At 40.5% G+C, this 23,862-nt stretch carries 28 protein-coding genes, 2 tRNA genes and 3 pseudogenes; 14 read left to right on the plus strand and 19 right to left on the minus strand.

Annotation, left to right across the window (positions count from 1 at the left end):
* The first annotated feature begins 46 nt into the window (after window positions 1–46).
* Window positions 47–559: a peptide deformylase gene (locus tag MHN79_RS11920; RefSeq protein WP_239173073.1), complete on the plus strand. Its 513-nt coding sequence runs from the start codon at window positions 47–49 to the stop codon at window positions 557–559.
* A 245-nt stretch (window positions 560–804) separates the two neighbouring features.
* Here MHN79_RS11920 and MHN79_RS11925 read toward each other — a convergent pair whose 3' ends face one another.
* From MHN79_RS11925 to MHN79_RS11995, 15 genes and pseudogenes are all read right to left on the minus strand, one after another.
* Window positions 805–1,110, minus strand: a complete 306-nt coding sequence (locus MHN79_RS11925) for an NIPSNAP family protein (RefSeq protein ID WP_152430456.1) — start codon at window positions 1,108–1,110, stop codon at window positions 805–807.
* 118 nt (window positions 1,111–1,228) lie between these two features.
* On the minus strand, window positions 1,229–1,645 hold the full coding sequence (locus MHN79_RS11930) for a GNAT family N-acetyltransferase (protein WP_239173074.1): 417 nt from the start codon (window positions 1,643–1,645) through the stop codon (window positions 1,229–1,231).
* Window positions 1,646–1,835: 190 nt separating this feature from the next.
* Window positions 1,836–2,228 carry an NUDIX domain-containing protein gene (locus tag MHN79_RS11935; RefSeq protein ID WP_239173075.1) on the minus strand — a complete coding sequence of 131 codons (393 nt, stop codon included), beginning with the start codon at window positions 2,226–2,228 and terminating at the stop codon, window positions 1,836–1,838.
* 83 nt (window positions 2,229–2,311) lie between these two features.
* Window positions 2,312–2,509 carry a hypothetical protein gene (locus tag MHN79_RS11940; RefSeq protein ID WP_239173076.1) on the minus strand — a complete coding sequence of 66 codons (198 nt, stop codon included), beginning with the start codon at window positions 2,507–2,509 and terminating at the stop codon, window positions 2,312–2,314.
* 23 nt (window positions 2,510–2,532) lie between these two features.
* The gene (locus MHN79_RS11945; RefSeq protein WP_239173077.1) at window positions 2,533–2,988 is read right to left on the minus strand and encodes a hypothetical protein; all 456 of its coding nucleotides are present in this window, start codon (window positions 2,986–2,988) and stop codon (window positions 2,533–2,535) included.
* A gap of 23 nt (window positions 2,989–3,011) precedes the next feature.
* The gene (locus MHN79_RS11950) at window positions 3,012–3,308 is read right to left on the minus strand and encodes a hypothetical protein (protein ID WP_239173078.1); all 297 of its coding nucleotides are present in this window, start codon (window positions 3,306–3,308) and stop codon (window positions 3,012–3,014) included.
* 84 nt (window positions 3,309–3,392) lie between these two features.
* Window positions 3,393–3,816 (minus strand): annotated as a pseudogene (locus MHN79_RS11955) (bifunctional diaminohydroxyphosphoribosylaminopyrimidine deaminase/5-amino-6-(5-phosphoribosylamino)uracil reductase RibD).
* A gap of 123 nt (window positions 3,817–3,939) precedes the next feature.
* Window positions 3,940–4,354 (minus strand): annotated as a pseudogene (locus MHN79_RS11960) (GFA family protein).
* 147 nt (window positions 4,355–4,501) lie between these two features.
* Window positions 4,502–5,041, minus strand: a complete 540-nt coding sequence (locus MHN79_RS11965) for an MOSC domain-containing protein (RefSeq protein ID WP_239173079.1) — start codon at window positions 5,039–5,041, stop codon at window positions 4,502–4,504.
* Between the two features lie 103 nt (window positions 5,042–5,144).
* On the minus strand, window positions 5,145–5,783 hold the full coding sequence (locus MHN79_RS11970; protein WP_239173080.1) for a DUF6058 family natural product biosynthesis protein: 639 nt from the start codon (window positions 5,781–5,783) through the stop codon (window positions 5,145–5,147).
* Window positions 5,784–6,081: 298 nt separating this feature from the next.
* Window positions 6,082–7,674, minus strand: a complete 1,593-nt coding sequence (locus MHN79_RS11975; RefSeq protein WP_114787622.1) for an ABC-F family ATPase — start codon at window positions 7,672–7,674, stop codon at window positions 6,082–6,084.
* 185 nt (window positions 7,675–7,859) lie between these two features.
* Entirely contained in the window at window positions 7,860–8,612 is a 753-nt protein-coding gene (locus tag MHN79_RS11980; protein WP_239173081.1) for a hypothetical protein, read from the minus strand.
* Complete coding sequence (locus MHN79_RS11985; protein WP_239173082.1) at window positions 8,597–9,118, minus strand: sigma-70 family RNA polymerase sigma factor; 522 nt, start codon at window positions 9,116–9,118, stop codon at window positions 8,597–8,599. The genes MHN79_RS11980 and MHN79_RS11985 overlap by 16 nt, the downstream gene beginning before the upstream one ends.
* 7 nt (window positions 9,119–9,125) lie before the next feature.
* A complete protein-coding gene (locus MHN79_RS11990; RefSeq protein WP_239173083.1) occupies window positions 9,126–9,842 on the minus strand; it encodes a hypothetical protein in 717 nt (238 codons plus the stop codon).
* A 16-nt stretch (window positions 9,843–9,858) separates the two neighbouring features.
* Entirely contained in the window at window positions 9,859–10,656 is a 798-nt protein-coding gene (locus MHN79_RS11995; RefSeq protein ID WP_239173084.1) for a substrate-binding domain-containing protein, read from the minus strand.
* A gap of 250 nt (window positions 10,657–10,906) precedes the next feature.
* On the opposite strand from MHN79_RS11995, the gene mobA reads away from it, so the two are divergent.
* The 4 genes from mobA to MHN79_RS12015 all read left to right on the plus strand — a co-directional run bounded on the left by mobA (window position 10,907) and on the right by MHN79_RS12015 (window position 14,383).
* Window positions 10,907–11,506, plus strand: coding sequence for a molybdenum cofactor guanylyltransferase MobA (gene mobA, locus MHN79_RS12000; RefSeq protein WP_239173085.1), 600 nt, complete (start codon window positions 10,907–10,909; stop codon window positions 11,504–11,506).
* Between the two features lie 125 nt (window positions 11,507–11,631).
* Window positions 11,632–11,898 carry a DUF2960 domain-containing protein gene (locus MHN79_RS12005; protein WP_160927627.1) on the plus strand — a complete coding sequence of 89 codons (267 nt, stop codon included), beginning with the start codon at window positions 11,632–11,634 and terminating at the stop codon, window positions 11,896–11,898.
* Between the two features lie 394 nt (window positions 11,899–12,292).
* Window positions 12,293–13,309 carry an OmpA family protein gene (locus tag MHN79_RS12010; RefSeq protein ID WP_239173086.1) on the plus strand — a complete coding sequence of 339 codons (1,017 nt, stop codon included), beginning with the start codon at window positions 12,293–12,295 and terminating at the stop codon, window positions 13,307–13,309.
* 15 nt (window positions 13,310–13,324) lie between these two features.
* Window positions 13,325–14,383, plus strand: coding sequence for a hypothetical protein (locus MHN79_RS12015; RefSeq protein WP_239173087.1), 1,059 nt, complete (start codon window positions 13,325–13,327; stop codon window positions 14,381–14,383).
* A 66-nt stretch (window positions 14,384–14,449) separates the two neighbouring features.
* On the opposite strand, the gene nagK is transcribed toward MHN79_RS12015, so the two are convergent.
* Window positions 14,450–15,358 carry an N-acetylglucosamine kinase gene (nagK, locus tag MHN79_RS12020; protein WP_239173088.1) on the minus strand — a complete coding sequence of 303 codons (909 nt, stop codon included), beginning with the start codon at window positions 15,356–15,358 and terminating at the stop codon, window positions 14,450–14,452.
* 127 nt (window positions 15,359–15,485) lie between these two features.
* A complete protein-coding gene (locus MHN79_RS12025) occupies window positions 15,486–16,220 on the minus strand; it encodes a tRNA-uridine aminocarboxypropyltransferase (RefSeq protein WP_160927635.1) in 735 nt (244 codons plus the stop codon).
* A gap of 85 nt (window positions 16,221–16,305) precedes the next feature.
* On the opposite strand from MHN79_RS12025, the gene MHN79_RS12030 reads away from it, so the two are divergent.
* Window positions 16,306–17,094 (plus strand): sterol desaturase family protein, encoded by a 789-nt coding sequence (locus MHN79_RS12030; RefSeq protein ID WP_239173089.1) that lies wholly within the window; start codon window positions 16,306–16,308, stop codon window positions 17,092–17,094.
* A gap of 2 nt (window positions 17,095–17,096) precedes the next feature.
* On the plus strand, window positions 17,097–17,624 hold the full coding sequence (locus MHN79_RS12035; RefSeq protein WP_239173090.1) for an NlpC/P60 family protein: 528 nt from the start codon (window positions 17,097–17,099) through the stop codon (window positions 17,622–17,624).
* Between the two features lie 19 nt (window positions 17,625–17,643).
* Here MHN79_RS12035 and MHN79_RS12040 read toward each other — a convergent pair whose 3' ends face one another.
* Window positions 17,644–17,988, minus strand: coding sequence for a DUF3802 family protein (locus MHN79_RS12040; protein WP_160927836.1), 345 nt, complete (start codon window positions 17,986–17,988; stop codon window positions 17,644–17,646).
* Between the two features lie 346 nt (window positions 17,989–18,334).
* Here MHN79_RS12040 and MHN79_RS12045 point away from each other — a divergent pair, with 346 nt between their 5' ends.
* From MHN79_RS12045 to MHN79_RS12060, 4 genes are all read left to right on the plus strand, one after another.
* The gene (locus MHN79_RS12045; RefSeq protein ID WP_239173091.1) at window positions 18,335–19,201 is read left to right on the plus strand and encodes a fructosamine kinase family protein; all 867 of its coding nucleotides are present in this window, start codon (window positions 18,335–18,337) and stop codon (window positions 19,199–19,201) included.
* 243 nt (window positions 19,202–19,444) lie between these two features.
* The gene (locus tag MHN79_RS12050) at window positions 19,445–19,648 is read left to right on the plus strand and encodes a CPXCG motif-containing cysteine-rich protein (RefSeq protein ID WP_239173092.1); all 204 of its coding nucleotides are present in this window, start codon (window positions 19,445–19,447) and stop codon (window positions 19,646–19,648) included.
* A 208-nt stretch (window positions 19,649–19,856) separates the two neighbouring features.
* On the plus strand, window positions 19,857–21,227 hold the full coding sequence (locus tag MHN79_RS12055; protein WP_239173093.1) for an MATE family efflux transporter: 1,371 nt from the start codon (window positions 19,857–19,859) through the stop codon (window positions 21,225–21,227).
* 144 nt (window positions 21,228–21,371) lie between these two features.
* Complete coding sequence (locus tag MHN79_RS12060; RefSeq protein WP_239173094.1) at window positions 21,372–22,304, plus strand: DUF3080 family protein; 933 nt, start codon at window positions 21,372–21,374, stop codon at window positions 22,302–22,304.
* Here the strand turns inward: MHN79_RS12060 and MHN79_RS12065 are convergent.
* Window positions 22,291–23,154, minus strand: a complete 864-nt coding sequence (locus MHN79_RS12065) for a DNA ligase (RefSeq protein WP_239173095.1) — start codon at window positions 23,152–23,154, stop codon at window positions 22,291–22,293. The genes MHN79_RS12060 and MHN79_RS12065 overlap by 14 nt on opposite strands.
* Before the next feature lie 185 nt (window positions 23,155–23,339).
* On the opposite strand from MHN79_RS12065, the pseudogene MHN79_RS12070 reads away from it, so the two are divergent.
* From MHN79_RS12070 to MHN79_RS12080, 3 genes and pseudogenes are all read left to right on the plus strand, one after another.
* A pseudogene (locus MHN79_RS12070) lies at window positions 23,340–23,486 on the plus strand (sugar transferase); the annotation flags it as partial.
* 158 nt (window positions 23,487–23,644) lie between these two features.
* Window positions 23,645–23,721: transfer RNA gene (locus tag MHN79_RS12075), tRNA-Val, on the plus strand.
* Window positions 23,722–23,757: 36 nt separating this feature from the next.
* A tRNA-Val gene (locus tag MHN79_RS12080) sits at window positions 23,758–23,834 on the plus strand.
* The last annotated feature ends 28 nt before the right edge of the window (window positions 23,835–23,862 follow it).

A 23,862-nucleotide genomic window follows, 5' to 3' on the forward strand; every position in this document is an offset into this window, starting at 1 on the left:
GTGACCCCGAATATTGGCACCATTGACATAAAAAGGATTCTTAGAAATGCATGAAACAGAAATAACATTAGCATCAATACTTAGATTTGGAGATCCTCGGCTAGAGAGCACTACCCATGCTGTTGATTTCCCTGATTCAGAGCTGAATCAGAATATTATTCATCTACGTGAAGCTCTTGTTCTTTTCCAACAACATTACAAGTGGGGACGTTCTATCGCTGCGCCTCAAATAGGAATAATGAAGTGTATAGTAGCAATCAATACACCGCATTTACCAAGTGTTTTAATAAATCCTGAGATAATTTGGCATAGTACCGAAACTCAACTGGTTTGGGATGATTGTATGAGTCTACCGGAAATTGCAGTTGAGATTGAACGATGGAAACATATTACGGTTAAATATCAAACAATAGATGGAGATATTAAATTTCTTGAAAATCTATCTCCGCAAGATTCCGAATTGCTGCAACATGAAATTGACCATCTAAGCGGAATTATCATGACACATAGAATGACCAGTGCACATCGAGTAATATCTAGAGAGCTTCGTACTGCTTAAGTTATTATTTCCCTACTCAATTACAGTAGCGAGCTAATCATAATGTCTACCGAAAAATGTATCATCCACATTACTAAATTAGAATATAACGGATTAGTTGAAGTATTGAAAAGTAACGCCGCGTTAATGGGCAGATAACGCTACTACATACTTAGCTCATTGTGGTACAAACACTCACGCGAACTGTGAACCAAAACTGCCAAGTGTTGGTTGTCTAATTGACAGCTTTGTTATGCGTAGCTTCTTTAAATCAACACTGGTCTAAAAAAGCTGCGCTCATAGCTGATAATACAGTCCACTCTATCGGCAAACTCGAAAGCTTTAATACATTCAGGATCATTTTGAGACTTAGTACGATAGTCTTCATAAGCTGACAAACTTTCAAACGTAAAAAGAGCCAAAGCTACATTGTTTGCGCCTTCAGATGGCAGAAAGTAGCCATTGTGTTGACCACCAAACTTCTCAACAAGTGGAATCCACATTCTGGCGTATTCTTCGAACTCATCGACCTTCTTTGGGTCAATTACATACCTGACGTGACAAGTAATCATAAACATTAACTCCTTCTAATTGCTTGATTTTATGGGCTACGCATAACGTCTGAATAATTTGTGAGCATAATTTAGCAATTTTATTGCGTCGTTTGCAATTAAGAATTACAAACTATGGTTAATCTCGACTCATCCACTTATTAGGCATATGAGCACACAATAAAGAGTATGTAACTTCATGCTCATTTTTCATGCCCTCTCTAGTCCAACCTTGAGATTTATAAAAGATATCTGCTCTTGTGTTTGCTTCTGTATCAAGAGTAACTTTTTTCGCTCCAAGATCAAAAAGCCAACAAGTAGCCAGTTGAATCAAACCTTTACCTACACCAATACCTTCATATTCAGGTAAAACAAAAAGCGCCCAAATAGAATTGACTTCTCTATCAGCATATGAAAACCCAACAACCTTTTTATCCAATTCACACACCCAACCTCTACCTCGTCTATCAAGATAGTCCTCATACATTTTCCGTGTGATTTTACTTGGGTCTGATAGAGCATTTTCAACCACTGAGAGCCTTATTTCAGCCATCATATCTATATCTTTGAAGGCAGCCTGTCTGAACTTCACTTCTACTCCTGATGAATTAATATGCCTAACACCACGTTAAGTAGTGAGCAACACTACCACCTGCCTAAGCTATTGTATCGTAAAGACTAAAGCCGATTCAAACCCAAAATACCGAGCGTTGTGAATCTGCTTAAATTGTTTGTTAGAACTGTATTCAAAGGTAGCGACTAACCAGCTCTACTTCTTTCAAAGCAATACTGTCAGCAGCAATTCCGACTTGATTCACATTCAATGAATACCACTTAACTTCGTCAGCCTCTTGAGCCGTAATATCACCAGTCCAAGCGCTAACAATGAAATAATGGATCAACTGCAGCTCTTTCGTTGGATGGTAAAGGGAGCATAAATATTTGTAATCAGTTGGAACAACATTGAGCTCTTCATTTAGCTCGCGGAACAACGCCTCAACTTGAGTTTCACCATATTCAATGTGGCCACCAGGTATAGTGATCAAACCGGGATCCGTTTCCTTTTGCTCACTGCGTTTTTCTAGCAGTACCTGTAAATCGTTGAGCATAATGAAAGAGATGCATTCATTTACTTGCATTTATATGTTCCCTTGAAAGTTCTAACGCTTAAGCTAAGCGGCACAATTCATTGCGTCCTTTGCTTGAGCGCATTGTTATGTGTTTACTTTTGAGATTGCCACTTAGCATTCACTGATTGATATTGTAATGGTATGTTCAATTTGGCTTCATTTATAGAGCTGTATTTTTGGTCTTGCTCAGTTTCCCAGTGCTCATAGTGAATGTAACCAAAAGGCTTGTCGCCGGACCAAGCCCACTCTATGACCTTAGCCCCATCAATTTCTCTGGGGGGATTATTCATCGGACACTTTCATTAAACACTTGCTAAAAATTTCCACGACGTGACTCCCGAGCAGGGTCATGTAATTGTATGTTACAACCAAGTTCCGCCTTATATATGCGGCCAAGATCACTTGTTAGTTCAACAACACAAAGAAATGGATTGCCTATATCACTCCCCAAATAGTGATGCTTGTGCTGATATTCCACATCAAATTTAAATATAACAACAGCATTCGTTAACCGTTGAAAGCTTGCTTTACTGCGATGAGCTACTTTTGCAATCAGTTCGATATACAACGCATTCAACTGTGAAAATTGATGACTTTCTGGGTCTATCTCTTGATTTAAAATATTAAAGGTTATTTGCTTCACACCACGCTGGGATGCAAAAGAATAAAGCTGCCCAATTGCCCAATAACCAAGATAATCATTATTCCTACTGATACAGAACTGAGCTAAGTTAAACGCAATACCTTTGAAAGGCTTACAACTGGCCATAAGCTTATTTTTCCTTACTACGCTCATTCTATATTCGCGCGATCGCACCAATATTCTGAGAAACTCTCATCCACCCAGCACTCAATTCTAATTGTTCCAAACTCTTTGTAGGTATTAAGTTCTTCAGAAATTACTATTTTCTCTGCTAACAATAAATCGCTTACTGAATCGGCTAATTCTTCAAATCCGTAAAGGTCGATATATTGACTTTTAGTACAGATACTAAGTTTCAGAATACCTTGCTCTTCCTCTCGAATAGCAGTGAGATTACTGACAAAATTAGGCCTTAAGCATTCAAATAGCTTGTTATACTCGCTCACTTTCACCCCGAAAAAACGCTAGCTTTACAATTGTTAATCCCGAATAATGCCCTCTTCGATTATGTACTTCAAGGGTTAATCAAGTTACGACTTACCTAAATATGGCTTAAGAAAACTGGCAACTTGCTCTTCACAAAGCCCAACTTCGACTTCAATACCGCTGTTTGAGAATAGAGATACCTTTGCCGCTATTACGTTCGTCTGGGTCAATTAATGCTATAACAACATGCTTTATTCCAGAATTAACCAACGCATCTGCACAAGCAGGTGTTCGCCCAATAGAAGAGTAAGGCTCTAAAGTTACGTAAGCTGTCACACCATCCATTGAACCTTCGTAAGCATTTAGCGCTTCTACTTCAGCATGGTTTCCACCAACGGCTTATGTGAAACCTTCAGATACAACGAGATGATCTTTGACTAGGACGCAACCAACTGGCGGATTAGGAACACAATCAGGTAATGCTTTCCTAGATAATACCAGTGCTCTAATCATATATTTTTCCGACATATTTCTGTATTCTATTCCTAATTCAGCGCTTATCACCCATTTATGGTGTAAGTAACGCCAGCTATTTTGCGTCGTAAACTATAAATTTATTGATAGATCTTAATTCAAGTCTACTCATCCTATTTAAATCTTATCTGCAAAGTAAGCCATGATTTCTTCTGTAGTCATTTCCCTAGTTTCATTGGCAAAGCAGTAGTAGCTTGGGCGCATATCGCTAAAGTATTGCATGTCCATTTTCAAACCGTCTAATTGTGGAAACAAGCCTACGGGCATGTTGTATTCTCCCGTTTCTTTGAACTTGTAAAACAAATGAGTGCCACATTCAGTACAGAAACCGCGGGAAGCCCAAGAAGATTACTTGTACATTTTAACTTTGTTTTCACCCTCGATTTTCACTTGTGTTCCGCATTTAACTGCGAAAAATGGTGCCCCACCCCAAGTTCGGCATGACTGACAATGACAAACTGTAAAATTAGGGTTGATGCTTTCTGCTGTGATTTTTACAGCCACATAAGCAGTTAGTCTCTGCGTATGACATTAAATTACTCCTAAATTGCTGAAAATATATAGCGCCTTGTTAAGAGGTGAGCAGCGCTGCGACCTAAAGCATTGTGCTGTAAACACTAAAGTCGACTCAAACTCGGAATGCGAGCGTTGCGAATCTGCCCTAAACGTTTTTATGCCCTTAAACCCTTTGGAGGGGTTCATACGGTTTAGGGGGTAACTCAACTTCAATGCCGTCCCCTGGTGATACCCAGCCTCCAGCCTTTACTACACCCATTATTCCAGCTTTACGAACTACCTTACCCGAATCATCCCTTCCTAATACCTCAGACAGAAGACCTGTCTGGTATTCTTCTATTTGTGGACATGGGTTGCGGAGACCGGTGACCAATACTTCAGCGCCACCAGAGAATTTGAGAACACTGTTTTTTGGTAAAGAGAGCAAATCAATACCTAAAGTCGTAATGTTTTCACCAAGACAAGCGGGGCCAACGTCAAATCCCTTAGCAGAAAGATCCTGAAACAACTCGCTATGAAGCAGGTGTACTTGTCTTAGATTCGGTTGTGTTGGATCGACTTTTACTCTCGAACGGTGCTTTACAGTTTTGCCTCTGTGAGCATCTCCTTCAACACCCTCCCCTTCTATCAATAGAATTGATTCCTCCACTGATTTAGAAAAAGTATGCTCCGCACTTTTACTAACTGATACTACACTTTTCATCTATTCCTCCTTAGGGCTAACGCCTTATCTAAACCATTGTGCCATAGCCACTAAACTGGCTTGAGGTTAGGGCGTTAAGCGTTTTTCGTCCTTTTTAGTAACCTTATGAGCTTTTTAATTGATATTTGTGGCGAATTTCATTTACCAAACGATGACGAGAGCTTTTAAGCCTCTCGTGCGGGGCAAATAGTGAGCTAGCTGAATCTAAAAGGTCAACAGCTAAATTTAGCCTATTAAGTTGCTCAGGAGTCAACTCATTGTGTTCTGATAACTCATTGATTATGAGTATTGAAAATTCTTTAGCAGCTATATCTTCCGGTAACCCTGATTTAGTACATAAACCATAAGTTCCATTTAAAAAATAGCTCCACTGTTCGTTAATATGTTCATTTAGCTCTGAGGTGACTTTAGGGTTGGTAGAAGAATATCCTTGCTCTTTAAGACTTTCGATAGCAATTTTATAACGGTTAGCAAATACTGAATAAATGGCTTCTGTTGAATTCAGTGATTGAGCTATAGCTAACCAAGACGAATATCCTTTAGCGTAATACTCTATTTCTTGCTCATCGTGATGTAAGCCAAAAAATGAATCACTTTTCATGTTTAGGTTTAATTTATAAGAGCATTTGGGCATCACGCAATCTATTTGGTATTTTAATAGGGCCTGTTCTGTGATTTTTGTAATATCAAGCAGCTCTTGTTTTGTAAAAAAGTATTTATTTAGATATTTGATTAATTCCACTTAACTTTAACCTCCATGGAAAAGCTAACATTCTTCATAACAGACAGTCTCGTTTCTGTCTGCCTGATATTCCGCTCAATTTATCATAACTCACTAAAAATTAAACTAAATACATCTAGCTATGTCTTCTGTCATCACATAAAAACGCACCAGCGTATTATGAATTTTTAACAGCACATATTATCCAAGATATGATCATCAAAAATCCCCTAATAAATGGTATCCCCCTACACATCTAAAAACTCACCCAGATACAAAAAAGCCTCGCATATGCGAGGCTCTGATTACTATAGAAGGGTTAACCATCAATTCCTTTCGATTTTAGGAACTCCGAGTAAGTGCCGCGGAAGTCGTTAATCTTACCCTCTTTAATTTCCAGAACACGAGTTGCCAACGAGTCCACAAACACGCGGTCGTGAGATACGAAGAAAAGCGTGCCTTTGTATTGCTCAAGCGCCGTATTGAGAGATTCAATAGACTCCATATCCATATGGTTGGTCGGCTCGTCCATCAGCAACATGTTCGGTTTGTGCATCATAAGCTTGCCCAGCAGCATTCGCCCTTGCTCACCACCCGAAAGAACTTTGACAGACTTCTTAATATCGTCTTGGCCAAACAACATACGTCCTAAGAAACCGCGAATGACTTGTTCGTCATCCCCAGCCTGACGCCACTGGCCCATCCAGTCCATTAAGTTCATGTCTTCAGCAAACTCTTCAGCATGATCTTGAGCGTAATAGCCTATGTTAGAGTTTTCAGACCATTTGAACTCACCAGTACGCGGTGCCAATACGCCTGCAAGCGTGTTCAATAATGTTGTTTTACCGACACCATTTTCACCGATAATGGCAACCCGCTCACCTACTTCAAAAATAGCATTGAAGTCTGAGAACAAATCCTCTTCGTAACCTTGAGATAAGTTTTCAACAATTAAAGCATTACGGAACAATTCTTTAGACTGCTCAAAACGGATAAACGGATTCTGGCGACTCGATGGCTTCACTTCTTCTAGCTGGATTTTGTCGATCTGCTTGGCACGAGAAGTGGCCTGTTTAGCCTTAGATGCATTGGCAGAAAAGCGCGCGACGAATGTGTTTAACTCGGCAATTTGAGCTTTCTTCTTCGCATTATCAGCCAGTAAACGTTCACGAGCCTGAGTAGCTGCAACCATATACTCATCATAATTACCAGCAAATAGACGCAATTCACCGTAATCTAAGTCTGCCATGTGGGTACAAACTGAATTGAGGAAATGGCGATCGTGAGAAATAATGATCATGGTACAGTTTCTCTGGTTAAGCGTGTCTTCTAACCAGCGAATGGTATCCATATCAAGGTTGTTGGTCGGCTCATCGAGCAGCATAATATGTGGGTCAGCAAATAGCACTTGTGCTAACAGGACACGAAGCTTCCACCCCGGTGCGACTTCGCTCATCAATCCATAATGCTGTTCTTCAGGAATGCCAACCGCTAGCAGTAATTCACCGGCCTTGGCATCAGCCATATAGCCATCCATTTCGGCAAATTCGACTTCAAGTTCGGCCACTTTAATGCCGTCTTCTTCTGTCATTTCAGGCAAAGAATAGATACGGTCACGTTCTTTTTTGACTTCCCACAGTTCTTTAAAGCCCATGATAACGGTATCGATCACAGTGAACTCTTCGTAAGCAAACTGATCCTGATTCAGCTTAGCGACGCGCTCATTTGGGTCATAACTGACGTTACCACCTGTTGGGTCGAGCTCACCGCTTAAAATCTTCATGAAGGTAGACTTACCACATCCATTGGCGCCTATTAAACCGTAGCGGTTTCCATCACCAAATTTGACGGATATGTTTTCAAATAACGGTTTCGCACCAAATTGCTGCGTAATATTGTTGGTACTTATGATAAGACTATCCCCCTTTCTCCAACTCAGTTTAGTAGAGAAAATATGTTCGTATATGATTTGCGGGGGATTGTACCAAATTGAAACTATGAACTACATCAATTGTTCCAACTTGTTCTTCTACAGTCTAATTACTGCTCAAACCTGACACCAAAAGCCTGGGTCAGGTTTTAAGTAGGTTCTCGATATTAAATTGCTCGCCAGTCGCTTAACTCAACACATCGACCACGATAAAGCACCTCACTATTCGGATCTCTATTTGCGGTTACGAGTAACTCTGAACTGCTCTTTAACATTTGCCACTCGTTCGGTGACATGTAACGAATATCATTAATGTTTTGCAAGCTATCAATTAACTTTAATTCACCTGTTGAATTATCGCGCATCCAAACCATGGCTTTGCTTTGAGAGATCTTGTCCATGGAGAGGTTTCTTTGCATACGCAAGCTGGACTGTCCGGGTTTATCTCCCTGATAAGCCACCAATGCAAAGTGATTGGCTTGTGTATCTGATGACATCATTGCCAAATAACTTGCCGGACGCACCTCAACGATATTTATGTCCGAGGAAGGCTGCATAAGGGTTGGTTGTAAAAATATACCCACGAATAAAGAGAAAGCCATACCTGTTGGCAACCACCACCAGCGGATACTTTTCTCACGTTTGCCTAATCTAAACGTGCTGTTGGCAATATTGGTCCATACCCGTTTGGAAGGTTTTTTGAAGGTGTTAGTCGAAGCGTTAAGGTCAGAACTAGGATTGAGGCCTGATAGGTGTTGCTGCCATTGTTCTATATGAACCCACCAAGTCGGATCCGCCTTGATTAAGGCTTCCATTCTGCGGCGCACTTTGGCTGTTTGTGTACCAAGCACGTATTCACCCGCCAGTTTTTCTCTCAGTTGGGGATTTTGGTATCGTTTACTGTTTATCTTGTCAAACATAGTTTCAATTCCTGTAACCCACGACGAATCCAAGATTTAACTGTACCTAGAGGTGTCTTCACATACTCGACGATCTCTTGGTGGCTCATACCATGTTGATACGCCAATACAATTGCATTTCGTTTTTCTTCAGCAAGAGACTGAAGGCAATAGTTCAAGCCAGATTCGGTCTTTGATTCGCTAAGTTGAATCGCATCTTCTAATAGATGTTCAGTCAGTTCTTCCTTGCGGCGCTCTCGTTTTCTGACTTCATCTATTGCCATGTTTCTCATAATTTGGCAAAGCCAAGCCCAAGGATAATCCAATACATACTCATTGTTGCTATACCAAAGCTTTACATAACCTTCTTGTAATATGTCAGCGGCGATATGTTCATCTTTGACCACATTGTATATAAGACTAAATAATCTTGTATTGGTTAACTGATAAAGCGCTTCGAAAGCCTCTCGGTCTCGAAGCGCTATTTTGGAGAGCAGTAAACCGATTTGATGTTTATCGTCGCTCACTTTTTCCTCATTGAGTGATCAGATGCCAAACATTTTTGACACCATCGCCAGTTGTTTCACCAGCTTGGGAATCTTTAAACCAACGATATAGCGGTTTGCCCTCAAAAGTCCACTGGTATGTGTCATCCTTGCGCTTGGTAACACCAAATCCTCCAGTTAGCTTAATGTTGTCGATACCTTTTTGCGTTAAATCCGAGTCAACATAAGCAGGTGGCCATTTCACTTCACAATCACCGTAGCACACTGACTGGTTGTTCTTGTCTTTATCGAAGGTATATAACGTCAAGTTGTTATCATCGACTAAGTATCGACGGCTGCCATCGTTATAGAGTTTTACTGCAACATCATCAGCGCGTGCAATTGGCCATACACCTTTGACACCAGCGCCATCAATGTCGCCCTCTTTTTGATCTTTGAACCATCGATAAAGTGGCTTACCATTTAATGCCCATTGCTTGCTGCCATCTTTCCTAGTCACTTGGCTAAACTCTGAGCTTTTCGAAAACTGACTGCTTGCTTTATCGTTAACCAGTAGAGGTGGCCATAAGGTCTCACACTTATCTGTACATACAGATTGCCCAACAGGATCTTTAGAGAAGGTATAAAGCGTTTTACCTGCACCATCCACATACACTTCGCCCACTGAAGTCTCGGTCGTATTTGAAGATGCCGTTGCGTAAGCCATAGGTACAACTAGAAGTGAAGATATAATTAACTTTTTCATTATTTGGTTTCCTTAATTATTGAGTCCAACCTTCGCGAGTAAAGAAAGCTTTACCTTGGTCGCTATTTACAAAATCGATGAAGTCCTGAGTTTGTGGCTCTGCACCACGTGTTTTAGCTAATGTCAAATCTCGATATATCCGTCTTTCTGGTTCAATCTCGACATAATCAACCTTATCAGCATGATTTAAAGGCCAATGGATCCATGTGATCCAAGCGTCGGCTTTCTGCTCTTGGAATGCCTTAAAACTTGCCCCGCTGCCTTTGGCATAAGCAATAATCTTGCTGCGGAAGTTTTGCACATCAGCCAAAGAGCCTTTACGTCCTGCAATGTCTTCCCAAACACCTGTCCCTGATGTGTTGTATACTCCCAAGCCTTCTGTCACGACAATACGTGAAGGTTCATCTAGTAAGTCTTGAATCCCTTTGATATTTTTTGGATTACCTTTAGGTACTGCAATAACAGCGCGACGAAGATAAACAGGTTTTACATCCATATCGGTGATAAATGGATAGGTTTCAACAAATGCGCTCATGGATTGCTCTGAAGAACCAAAGATTAGATCTGCATTTTTCTGTGCGTCACGAGTCCATTTAGATTCTGGACCTGCGATGACTTTTACCGGAACACCTGTTTTTTCACTGTAGGCATTCGCTGCACTTCGAAGTGCTGTGTCTGGACCACCAGGGCCATACACATTAATGACGCCATCTTTAGGCTGATGTTTAATCGATGGGTCAAGTTTAGGCGACGCGACAGAAAAGGTGCTGACCACTGCCAATGTCAAAGCGGCTAAGCTCATATTAAGCTTCATGTATTCTCCTTAGCTTTAAAAGGTTTCATACAAGAGACGCACTAAGATGAGTTTTGGATGCACTAAAAACACACTTTTTTTAAAAAAAATTTCAAAACGAGTCAAAATAGACATAATTAATTGATATTTAACAGTATTTATTTTGACAACAATCAACCTGTGTTCGAGCCACGAGTGATAAACTCATTTCTCTATCACTTTACTTTGCAGATAAAAATCTCGATAAGTTCAGGTCAATATGAGGATGACTATGCTTCTTCCAGAAAACACCAGTTGGGTTATTTTAGCTGGCGGACAAGGCAAACGCATGGGCGAAACAGATAAAGGGCTTATCCTGCTTAACGATCGTCCACTGATAGCGCATGTGTTCGAACGTCTGTCGGCTCAAACCTCAGACATAAGGATTAGCGCCAATCAGAATGTCGAGCTTTACTCTCAATTTGCTCCTGTCATCAAAGATCATTTGCAAGGTTTCCTAGGACCAATGGGAGGAATTCATGCGGCCTTATATGAATCAAACAAAGATTGGGTTGGCTTTGTCCCTTGCGATTGCCCTGCGTTAACAGAAAATCTGGTCGAGCGTTTTTGCTCCGCAGTAAAAGAAGAATCTGAAATACTCGTTGCTCATGATGGGCAGTCGGCACAACCAGTATTCTCTCTTTATCATAAAAAAGTACTGGGCAGGTTAGTCACGTTTTTGAGCGACGGAGAGAGGAAAATGAAGCGTTTCTATCAAGAGTGTAACACTCAATTTGTCGACTTCAGTGATGAACCGGACTGCTTTATTAATTTAAACACACCAAAAGAGCTAAAGGACTTTTCAGACAAAACGCAACAACAGGGGTTCTAAGCAAACACCTGAAATGAATACCAATCTCTCAGCTGATGTTCAGAGACAGTGACAATGAGCTTACTTCAGTGCAAAATATAAATTAATAAGAGCGGTTTTATGCCCTACAACCATCCGAGACACTTATGGCACGCACAATCGAATACACATACAAAGGTAAAAACAAAACACTGACGTTTTCTTACCAGCAACACCACAACATACATGAAGCCGTTGCTCAAGCTGAGGGGATAGACATCTCTGAGTTCCTGAAGATGGAACAGCAAATTGAGGCCGTATCAGACACAAAGGCAGTGCGTAACTTTCGGGACAATCATTTTAGAAAATTAGGCTTTGAGAAGATCACTCTTGCGCAAAAAGAGAATCGAGGCATTGGTTCTAAGGATAAATAAAGCGTATTAAGGGCTATCGCAACGATAGCCCTTACAGCAAAAGAAGCTCATTAAGTTTTGCTTTAAAGCATCTTTGGAATGTTCTGTAGCCTTTCAAAACATGAGAGACATACATAATTGCTATACTTCTGAGTAATAAATTTTAGATCTCCATCACCTTTCACGATAAATTATCCTAAAAGGCCTTTTATCCTAGATAAAGCCTCATGAAAAGAATAAAAGCTAAATATTTCAGTCTATTAAATGCACATGTGAATAGTTGAAATTCCATGAATTGATAATTTCATCAATTATTCATAGTTTATTGATATAATCATAATTATTTCATTTGTGTTTTTTTATATCGCATATAGCATCGCCACCACTTTATACATTGGTGAGATTTATAACTATTATGCGTTCGTTTAAAAAACTCTGCGCTTTAACAAGCGGATTAATATTAGTACCTGCTATAGGTTTTGCTGAAGTCACAGATTACAGCTCTAATGACTTTAATATAAGCTATTTCGTCGGTGCTGAAACTGGCTATCAGGTTTCATCTGACACTAACTACCCATATAGCGACCCACACAGTCCACTTGCAGGCATATATGGCGGTATTAACTTAACAAACCATTTAAGCTGGGATTTAGGTTATCAATACCTAGGTGAGATGACTGGAGCATATAACTCTATTCGTATAGAAACATCTCTAGCTCGCACTGGTCTACGCTACGCATATCCTCTATACCAGCAACTATCTGTCTACGGCTACGCAGGTGCTGCTTATTGGTCTTTAGACAAGTCTTCACCCAATGCTCATTACAGTGATAATGGTTTTTCTCCAATATATAAAATTGGGGTGACAGCTCCGATAGCAAAAGACCTATACCTAGATCTTGGCTATCAGTATATTGATGGTATTGGAAGCCAACAAACCGGTGAATTTGATAGCCACGGTGCTTTATTAGGATTGACGTATCATTTTGGTCGCAGCGAAAAACAGAAAATTGTTATTCCTGTAATCAAATCCAACGAAGAAGAGTGCGAATCTAAAATGATCGTACCTCGCACTATTTATCATTATTCAACTCAACTATCGAAAGAAATGAAAACCTTTGGGGTAGATAAATCAGAATTATCTCTTCAGCAAAAAGAGGTTGTGCAAATCACTCAACTCATGACTGATAACCCAGCGGCCAAAGTAAAGGTAATTGGTCATACGGACACATCAGGCTCAGAGGCTTATAACCAAAAACTCTCTGAAAAACGAGCTCAATATATCGCAAAAAAACTCGAGAACAACGGTGTTGACAAAGATCGCATCCTAGTTGAAGGAAAAGGAGAAATGGCTCCTATTGCGAGTAATGAAACCATCGAAGGTCGAGCTTTAAACCGACGTGTTGATATCACTGTTTTTATTTCAGAGTAATTTGGAGCCATAAAAATGAATAATCTTAAACACACTACCCAACTAACAACATTTGTAGCGATCGTATTATTATTGGTAGGCTGCGGTTCTGGCGGAGCCTTCGAAGGTGACACTAATGGTTCGAATAACGCAGATTCTAATAGTTCAGGTTCTAACCAAGTAACAGTTGACCCAGAAGCACGGATATACGAAATAATTATAGATACTGGTAACAAGGAAATTTATTCCTCGCTTCAATATAAAGTAACTGGAAAGTATGATGACGGTAATGAGCAAGACATTACCAAACTGGTCAAATTTGAAGTTACCAATAATATCGTTTCTTTTGATGATGAAGGTGTTGCAATGCCTAATACCATTGGCACGACTGAAGTTACCGCTACCCTCAATGGTGTAACAAGCGACCCTGTTACTCTTGATGTGATAGAAACGTTAGTTTGTGGACACACAACAGGCAACCCCCTCAACAAAAACTTGGGCGGTGGTATTGATGATGACAGCATAAGCACAGCATCAGGCGAGTGTCTGAAGATAAGGGAAGTACTTGATTCTGACGATCCAGCAGGACCAACATACAAGTGGTTTACGAGTTCACCTTCGACGGCACTCATCGCAAAACTTGGCTATTCTATCCAAGATAACTCGACCAATACGGGTGATAGTTATGCTACATCGAATTATGAAGATGGAAATAATGGCCCAGCGGGATACCACTTTGCAAGTTTTCGTCAAGATGGTGACGGCGCAGTGCCACCGAGCTCTACTGGTTCATCAAATCGAGACGCCGGTAAAGATGGCCAAGCCTACCGTTGGTGTCAAAAACTTAATACAATTGAATTTGCAGGTAAAACAGGATGGCATATTCCTTCAATTAGTGAGTTAAATAGTTTGAATAAATATCAAAAAACAGCAGGTAGTATGTACGACCGTTTTGGCTGGCCGGCTACATTGGATTATCACACCTGGGTCTCAGGCTTCAGCAAATTCGATAGTGTTCAATTACATGACACATCAAACCCACTATTGGTTACAGCAGACGAAGCTAGATATGTTTCTTGTGTCGTTGATTTATAATCACTAAACGCAGAAAAGATGTGTATCTAAACATATTAAAAGAGCTTGCCTTAGCAAGCTCTTTTTTTACTTGATATTTAGGAACGCTGCTCCGCGAACACCACCTGAATCACCATGCTTAGCTTTCATAATTTTGGGACATTTAGCAACCGACATCAGGTAATTAGGAATGCGCTTAGGCATTTCTTGGTATATCACCTCAAAATTCGATAGCCCACCCCCTAAAACAACAACATGGGGATCATTAGCAGTAAAAATATTAGCTAGACAAATCGCCAACAATTCCATAAAGCGATCTACATGCTCTGCTGCTTTACTTTCTCCACTCTGATATGCACTGATAATATCAAGCGCTTTTTTTTCTTCACCGTAATAGTGCATATAGAGTAACTCAAAGCCGCGTCCAGATAGGTAGTTATCTAAACAACCGCTTTTACCACATCCACAGCCAAATAAAGGTGCATTTTCTCCGAGAAAAAGCCAAGCATCTAGAGGCAGTCGCGTATGCCCTACTTCACCAGCCACATGGTTTCGGCCAGAAAACACTTTACCATCATGTACGATACCACCACCAAAGCCAGTACCGAGAATAAGTCCAAGAACGGATTCTTCCTCATCAAGGCTTTTGTCCCAAGCTTCGGATAGGGCAAAGCAGTTGGCGTCATTTTCTATTTTAATTTGACGACCGATTCTCGCTTCCAAATCCTTACGCAGTGGTTTGCCATTTGCGGATGGAATATTAACAGTTAACACCGTTTGGTCATCGGCATATTCCATTCCAGGGATCCCAAGTCCAATACTGCCTTTGCAGCCAAATTTCCTATCGTATTTCTCAACCAGCTCTGCAATGGTACTGATAAGCAGCAGATAGTCATCTGTCGGTGTAGCAACGCGTTCAGTAGCTATACGCTCTAGTTGATCGTTAAAAGCGCCAAACTCAATTTTTGTACCTCCAACATCAAAACCGTAGAACATTACCTCTCTCCTAAAACTCAGTCTAAATTCGATAATTTTCTTATTATCTACATCAATAGGCCTACAATCCGTGATACCGTGCTTATTTGTGCATTAACTCAACCTTTCAAGGCCTTCACATCTCTTATCATATGTTCTTATAGCTAAGGTAATATTGTAGTTTCGGCCTTTGCGTATCTGACTTTGTTTGACTTTTACTCATCAAATAGCTCTCTTTAAAGGCATCAAACCACAATACTAATGTTCTGGCTGCAGAATGTTCTCCCAATTGCTCTAATACAACACTCGCGACTTCAGCCGTGGCAAGGTGCTGATCATTATCACTACGCCTCATTACATACTGTGAAAGTGACTGCGGCGAAATTGAAAGCACTGGTAGGTTATCTAAGTAAGGAGATTTTCTAAACATTCTCCTCGCTTCTCTCCAGCTTCCATCTAAAAAAATAAGTAATGGCTTTCTCTCGTTATCACTTAACTGCCCTATGTCTTCATCCCTGATGACGCGATATTTGGATTCTACATAGTCTTGTGGAAACACCACTAACGGCTGGTATAAAGGATTAATCAGAAGATCCAACAGCTCCTGATTTGGCTCTGTACGGCTCCATTGATACGCATACCCTTCTTTTACCGTATCAAGGATTAAGCGCCCTGTATTGCTAGGCTTGAACACTTCATTACTTGAAAAAAGCAAAAGCACGGCAACATCTGTGTTGACATTAGGCTGATAAGGACATAGACAGAGGGTGTGCTCTACTTGACAAAATGAGCATCGTTTAACCTTGCTACCCCTGGCTTGATACGCCCGAGTGGAAGATAACAAACGCTGTTCATACAAGTGATGATACGCGTGGATTCTCATGAGAATTGATGGATAATAAATAAGAGGGCCAAGTTTACATGGCAAGTGGGATATTGGAAATACACAACCGGAGAAAAATCAATTCATGGACACCCCAGATACTATTCGGCTGAGTGTATTCGTTGTCGTTTTAATACTCTGTGCTCTATGGGAGTGGAAGAAACCTAGGAGAACGCTAAGCCAAAGTAAAAAATTTAGATGGTTAAACAACCTTGGCCTAGTGTCATTTAATTCTCTATGCCTAACCATATTTATGCCTGTCCTTGCTTTTGATGTCGCCGTTACCGCACAAGAACATCAGTGGGGAGTATTGCAGTATCTCCAATTACCAACATTTGCTGAGTTTATCCTATGCCTACTGATACTTGATTTCGTAATCTATACCCAACATATTGTTTTTCATAAAGTGCCTTGGTTATGGAGGCTACACAGAATGCATCATAGCGATCAAGATATTGATGTGACAACGGGTACTCGGTTTCATCCAATAGAAATAATCATTTCGATGTGGGTTAAGATTGTCACAGTGATCGTCTTTGGCATCTCTCCCATTGCCGTCGTGTGTTTTGAAATCATACTCAATGCTAGCGCCATGTTTAATCATAGTAATGCTCACCTACCAAAAAAGGTGGACTTCTTAATGCGTAAAATCATTGTCACGCCCGATATGCACCGAGTACATCACTCGCAAAATTTAAGCGAAACACATTCTAATTTTGGCTTCTTCTTGTCTATTTGGGACAAGTGGTTTAATACCCATATTCCTCAACCAGAGTTAGGTCATAATAAAATGGAGATTGGCGTAGCAAAGTTTCAAACAACGAATGAGCAAAGAATTGATAAAATGCTCACCCAACCATTCAGAAACGGATAAGAATGACTAACATGGATAGTTTGATAAAACTGTTAACACCAATAACATTCATGATCATCATGTTAGGGTGCACATCGCCTACAAATAATGAACATCTAATCGATACCAACTCTGGTTCAGTGAGTTCTCCAATCACAAGTGAACTGGAACATAATCTGCTTAGTTTTTATAGAGATTGGGCTGGCGTCCCCTATCAATTTGGAGGAAACAGTCGATACGGCATAGATTGTTCGGCTTTTGTCCAAAAAACCTATTCAAACGTGTTGAATGTACGTTTACCAAGAACAACAGACATGCAGGTTAAAGTGGGACAGCGAATACAATACAGAAATGCACTAGTTGGAGATTTGGTGTTTTTCAAAACTTCGCCCTCTGTACGCCATGTCGGGATTTACATTGGTCAAAAGCGTTTTGTACATGCATCAACGTCAAAAGGCGTCATTGTTTCTAGATTAGACAACCCTTATTGGGCTTCAAAGTTCTGGCATTTCAGACGAGTCTATTCAACACCAGACACCGCTTTGAACTAATGGTCTAGCCAGATTATTCTTAATCGTATTTTGCTACCGCGGAGTCAAATAAATTTTTTAGAAGGGCGATAAGCTCGTCAAGAAACGTAATTTGCTCATTTGTGGCGGGCTTTGACCAAACACCAGCAAGCACTTCGCTTAAATCCTCAACAACAGAATCGACCTCTTTTAACAGCTGGAAGCGCACCGTAGAATGGAGCTCTGGATTCTGCTCAAAAATGGTCATAATATTGCTAGCTACCATGTCAGTCACCACATCTTCGATACTCTCTGCGCCAGTGTCCCCATCTTCTGACGAGAAAATGTCGAGATTAAAAGCCAGGTGTTCAATTAGTGCAAGGTAGCCATCGGTTTCAACAACCACTGTCGTTCTCCATTCATTATTGTGTTTCTAATTCACTCTCTAATACTAAGACATATCAATGGTTTTTCACAACCCAACTCCGTAAACATATTTGGAAAAACCAAAGTCACTAGTTACCAGAAGAAAGGCAGCACCTCGATTCTGGCGTATTTATTTGCTTGCAAATTTCTGGTTTACTGCGTTGGGTATTTTCGAATTACTAGCCAATATCATGATAAAGATCACACAATAGTCAATTTATCGAATAAGCGTAGTTAAACAGTTGAAAATTTTGTTATCGGCTTAAGAATAGCGTGTTCGCTTATCCTACAATATCAGCATCATGTTAACCATAATGGTTCGAGATATGTGGCAAGCTATTGCAGATCAATTGTCCGAGACACTTATGTTTTCTTTTAATATTGTCGAAAAGAGCCCCATTCATGGAGGAGACATAAACGATTGTTACATGATAAGTGATGGCGAGCAGCGATATTTTGTAAAAATCAACCAAAGAGACTTCTACTCAAATTTCGAAATTGAAGCAGACAATATCCACACCCTGAGGCAAAGCGAGAGTGTTCTAATCCCTGAACATATATTAACTGGAAAATCTAAGGAACACGCTTTTCTCATCCTCAATTATTTTCCAACGAAGCCTTTGGATGATGCTGATAATAGTTACAGATTTGGTCAACAGCTTGCTACCCTTCATCAATGGGGAGAGCAAAAGGAGTATGGCTTTGATCAAGATAATTACATAGGCGCTACTTTGCAGCCCAATAAGTGGGATAAGAAATGGAGCAGATTCTTCGCTGAGCAACGCATTGGGTGGCAGCTTCAGCTTATGAAGGAAAAAGGCATAACACTTGTAGACATTGGGGAGTTTACCCATTTAATCCAAGATAGACTGACAGGCCATCAGCCTCGACCATCTCTTCTACATGGTGATCTTTGGAGCGGTAATGTTGCGACATCACCATTTGGTCCAATTTGCTATGACCCAGCATGTTATTGGGGGGATAGAGAATGTGATTTGGCGATGACTGAACTCTTTTCTAAATTTCATCCTGACTTTTATCTGGGTTATGAAAGTATTTTCTCTCTAGGTTCGGGTTATGAAGAGCGAAAAGATATTTACAACCTCTATCACTTATTAAACCATTACAATCAGTTTGGCGGATCTTATTTGGCTCAATGTGAGTCATCAATAACTCGTATACTCTCTTACTGAAACCATGTTTCTCCCCCATGGTGAAATCTAGAAAAACGAATTGTCTACAACCCCTTATTGGGTTGGTGTTAGTTTATGGCTTATTTCAACTCGCTTTCTTCATTCACCCTATTATGCTTTATGTAATGAACGTGTAGATGCATTTTGTTTTTCATCGGCCACTAGTAATGTAAATACAGCTGAGGTTTACATTTAGAATGACTCAAATGCATCATTCTCATCGTTGTCGTAAAGGAGAGAATTATGCGTCAACATACCGAAAAAAGAGTGTCTTGTCCTCATTGTGGACATTCCATCAGTATCAGCTTAGATACGAGTAATGGAAGTCAGGACTTTTACGAAGACTGTCCTGCATGCTGCCATACCATTCATCTAGACATGGTGATAAACGAACAGTTTGATAGGGTTGAGCTTTCTATCGATGCCGACGATGAACAGATCTTTTAGTCTTTATCCAACTCAACAGGCCTTGTAGCATTGATAAGAATCCACCAGCAATCTTGATGTTTTGGTGGTGGTTAGCGTAACAATAATTTATCATTCCATTCGTATTTTTATGACTGCCCAGCCTAAAATTGTTAACCAATATAGCGCCTCAAGCTGACTTTCAAATCTAACGAAACCAGAGTTTCATCGCATGTTTTAGGAGTTTTAAGTGCATCTCTACAAGAAAGAAATCATTAAGCTTATTAAGTTATCAACCCCTGTATTGATTGCCTCTGTCGCACAAACAGGCATGGGATTTGTTGATACTGTGATGGCTGGTGGAGTAAGTGCGATTGATATGGCTGCCGTATCAATTGCTTCAAGCATTTGGCTACCTTCGATTTTATTTGGCGTGGGACTGCTAATGGCTCTAGTCCCTGTAGTTGCACAACTTAATGGTTCTGGACGACAAGTTAAAATCCCCTTTGAGATTCAGCAAGGAGGTATATTAGCTATCGTGATTTCTATACCTATCATTGCGGTTTTATTTCAAACACCAAGGATCATGGAGTGGATGGATGTCGAAACGCTAATGGCGAATAAGACCGAAGGTTACATGCATGCTGTTATATTTGCCGTACCTGCATTCCTATTATTTCAAGCTCTGCGCAGTTTCACTGATGGCATGTCATTAACTCAGCCTGCAATGGTGATAGGATTTATTGGTCTCATCTTTAATATCCCTCTAAATTGGGTATTTGTTTATGGAAAATTTGGCGCTCCAGCATTAGGCGGAGTAGGATGTGGTGTAGCAACTACGATTGTTTATTGGATAATGTTTTTTCTATTACTTGCTTACGTTATTACATCCAAAAGAGTCGCGCACATTCGCTTATTTGATCGCTTCTATCGACCTCACTTACCGTCACTAAAACGATTGTTCAAACTCGGATTTCCGGTTGCTGCCGCGCTCTTTTTCGAGGTCACTTTATTCGCGGTTGTAGCAATACTTGTTGCGCCACTGGGCTCACTCGTTGTCGCAGCGCATCAAGTAGCAATGAATTTTTCCTCGCTTATCTTCATGCTGCCTATGAGCATAGGTGCGGCAACCAGTATCCGTGTAGGTCATAATTTGGGAGAAGGTAATGTCCAAGGCGCCACTATAGCCTCGCATGTCGCTATTGGGTTATCAATTGTACTCGCTCTCGTCACCGCGTTTTTGACGGTATCATGTCGTGAATTCATTGCTCTACTCTATACTGACAACCGAGCTGTAATCACAATTGCAATGCAATTGTTGCTGTTTGCAGCACTTTATCAAGTTACTGATGCGGTTCAGGTCGTCGCTGCTGGAGCATTACGCGGATACAAGGATATGGCAGCTATCTTCAATCGCACTTTTATTGCTTATTGGATATTGGGCCTACCTATGGGTTATCTTCTCGGCATGACAAATTGGGTTGTGGATCCTATGGGAGCAAAAGGCTTCTGGATTGGCTTTATCATTGGCCTATCTTCAGCCGCATTTATGCTGGGAATTAGGCTACACTGGATGCACAAACAGCCCGACAAAGTTCAGTTAAGTTTTGCAGAGAAATGATCGATTTGCTGTATTACAAAGTAACGACTAATAAAGGGTTAACCACAAAAATAGAGACTGAATAGAGCTTTGCTAGCCAAAAGATTGTTTATCCTTGTCTTTACTTCCTCCATGATCACATCTTGTGGTTTTGGAGGCAATATAATGGACCAAACCATAGAAACCTATATAGCTCGTATTGCTAGCATACAAGATCGCCCAGCCTATAACTTACCCCAAAACCAAAATATAACATTGCCCATAAAAAGAAAATTGCTGATTGATATACCGACAACCAGTATTGGCTTACTCGATAGTTATGAGCTACGAAAATGTGGCTTGTTTTCCCTAATAGCAGAGCGCAACTCAATTCTCGGAAAAGTACAAGATCAATTTCGCAATTATGATTACCAAATAGCACTAGTGCGTGGTCTCAGTACTTGTATAAAAAGTCCTAACTTGTCAAAAGAGTTACAATCTCAATTAACCGAAATTCACAAGCAAAAATCAGCAGAGCTCCCACTGCACCTATCTAACCTTCTCTATAGTAGTGAAGCAATGAGGAATCAGTTGCAATCTTCTTCGCCTCTAGCTATCGATGGGCCAAGAGAAAGCACCATCGTATTAAAGGCCGTCCAAAGTATAAATAAAACCCTTTCAGAAACGGATCAGATTGATAGTTCAGCAGAGGTAACATTTCTTACACCTTATCAAGAAACTTTGGATAAGTATGACGTTATTGGTCAGCTCAGTTACTCAATGCTGAACATCAGCCAAATGCTCCCAATCGTGACAAGGCAGCTGAAACAGTATGACAATTTAATCAAATGCGAAAAAAACCGAGATAGAACTCAATTTAAGTATTTAAAAAACATTTTTAACAAATTTTTCATTGGCGAAGTTCAACCTTATATCGCTAAGGTGAACAGCGTGTATTACGATCTTGAACCCTACCTCAACTTTGCAGAAATAGGTCATCCTGAATACCAATACCCGATCAAAAAATACCATCAAGCTTTTAGAGAGGCCACTTTATCTCATGTTGAATATTGGCAAACGCTTTTCAAACGCTGTGGTTCTGGCCCTAATAAGTTGTAGGCTCGACCCTTTCTCTCAAAAATCGAGCGAACTTTGGAACCCCCTTATGAGTATAACCATTATGTCTGAAGGTAATCGTGGTTCCCAGCTTTGGAGGCACCACCCTTAACTGTTCAGTAAGTCCACTGCCAACATAAAACTGTATACCGGAATCCAACTGAACTAACAATGCACCAACCATACCTTCTAGTTTACCTTTACCCATTTTATAGCCAACTATGGTTGCTTCAGCGTCATTATACTGTTTCATTTTGAGCAATTGTTCTCCTCTACCACTTTGATACTTTTCTGCATACTTTCTCAACATCACACCCTCACCACCAACAGCATTAATCTGATCGAAGTATGCGCTTAGGTCTTGTTCGGAAGAGATTGGCGTACTCTCTATAAATCTAATATGTTCAACTTGAAGCGAATTCACCAAATGAATAATTCCTGCATACCTATCCTTATAGCTTGCTGGTGAGTCTGGCATATCAAACAACATAAAGTGAATTTTTCGCCATGCTGTTTCAACGGGTGTTTTATCTAAGACCGTACTTTGAACGACATTGAAATGTCCCCTCCCTGCCCATAGCTCTCCCTCTACAGGATAATCGGGTAGCGACTCTGTAAACCAACCAGGAGGACTTAATTTAAGACCACTGCGAGTTCTTAGATTTTCACCATCCCAAATGGCCCTGATGCCGTCAAGCTTCTCACTCTTCCAATATTGGCTCACATCAACGCCAGAGTCATAGTAACTTGCTAGCATAATCGGCAAGTGTTTTCGAACGATATCGATAGGATCAGCTCTACATGGGAATGCCGATAATAAAGCGATGGTGAGATAAGTTAACTTGATATACATATGCCTGACCTTGTTTGAATCATTAAAGTTTGATTGTTTAACACCAGACATAAATTTCAACGATAACCGTCTATGATTTGAGTAGCTTCAAAGAGAATAACATTAAATAAAACTATCAATTAACCATCATCACTTAGCTCTAGATGTTAATAAGCAAGTTAATTGGTCGCGGTGCCTCTCATAATGACACCTGTATCGATGACGTGAGAAAGAAAGTCGGCTACGACCACAGCTACGCTCTATCACTTCGTTCACTTAAATCTTGGATTATGATGGACATTAGTATCATTACTAAAACCCTGATTGTTATGGTTGATGGTCGCGGCCGATAGAAACTAACAAAGGTTGAGGTTTCACTGTGAAACCTCGGCCTTTTCAGTCCAAAAAAACATCAAACTGCCTAGTTGTGAAGCAAACAACTTGAAAACCAACAATTTGCACTTGCACACCAATCAAAGTCTCGGTAATATCCGTCTCGTTCTTAAGGAATGGGTCCGTAGCTCAGTTGGTTAGAGTACTACCTTGACATGGTAGGGGTCGGCGATTCGAGTTCGCCCGGACCCACCACTCCTTAAAGTATAAATATGCAAAGAACATAAATTTGGGTCCGTAGCTCAGTTGGTTAGAGTACTACCTTGACATGGTAGGGGTCGGCGATTCGAGTTCGCCCGGACCCACCAAATTTAGAAAAATCCCAGCTCTCGCTGG

This window comes from Vibrio sp. Of14-4 (assembly GCF_022347625.1).
GTDB lineage: Bacteria > Pseudomonadota > Gammaproteobacteria > Enterobacterales > Vibrionaceae > Vibrio > Vibrio pristinus.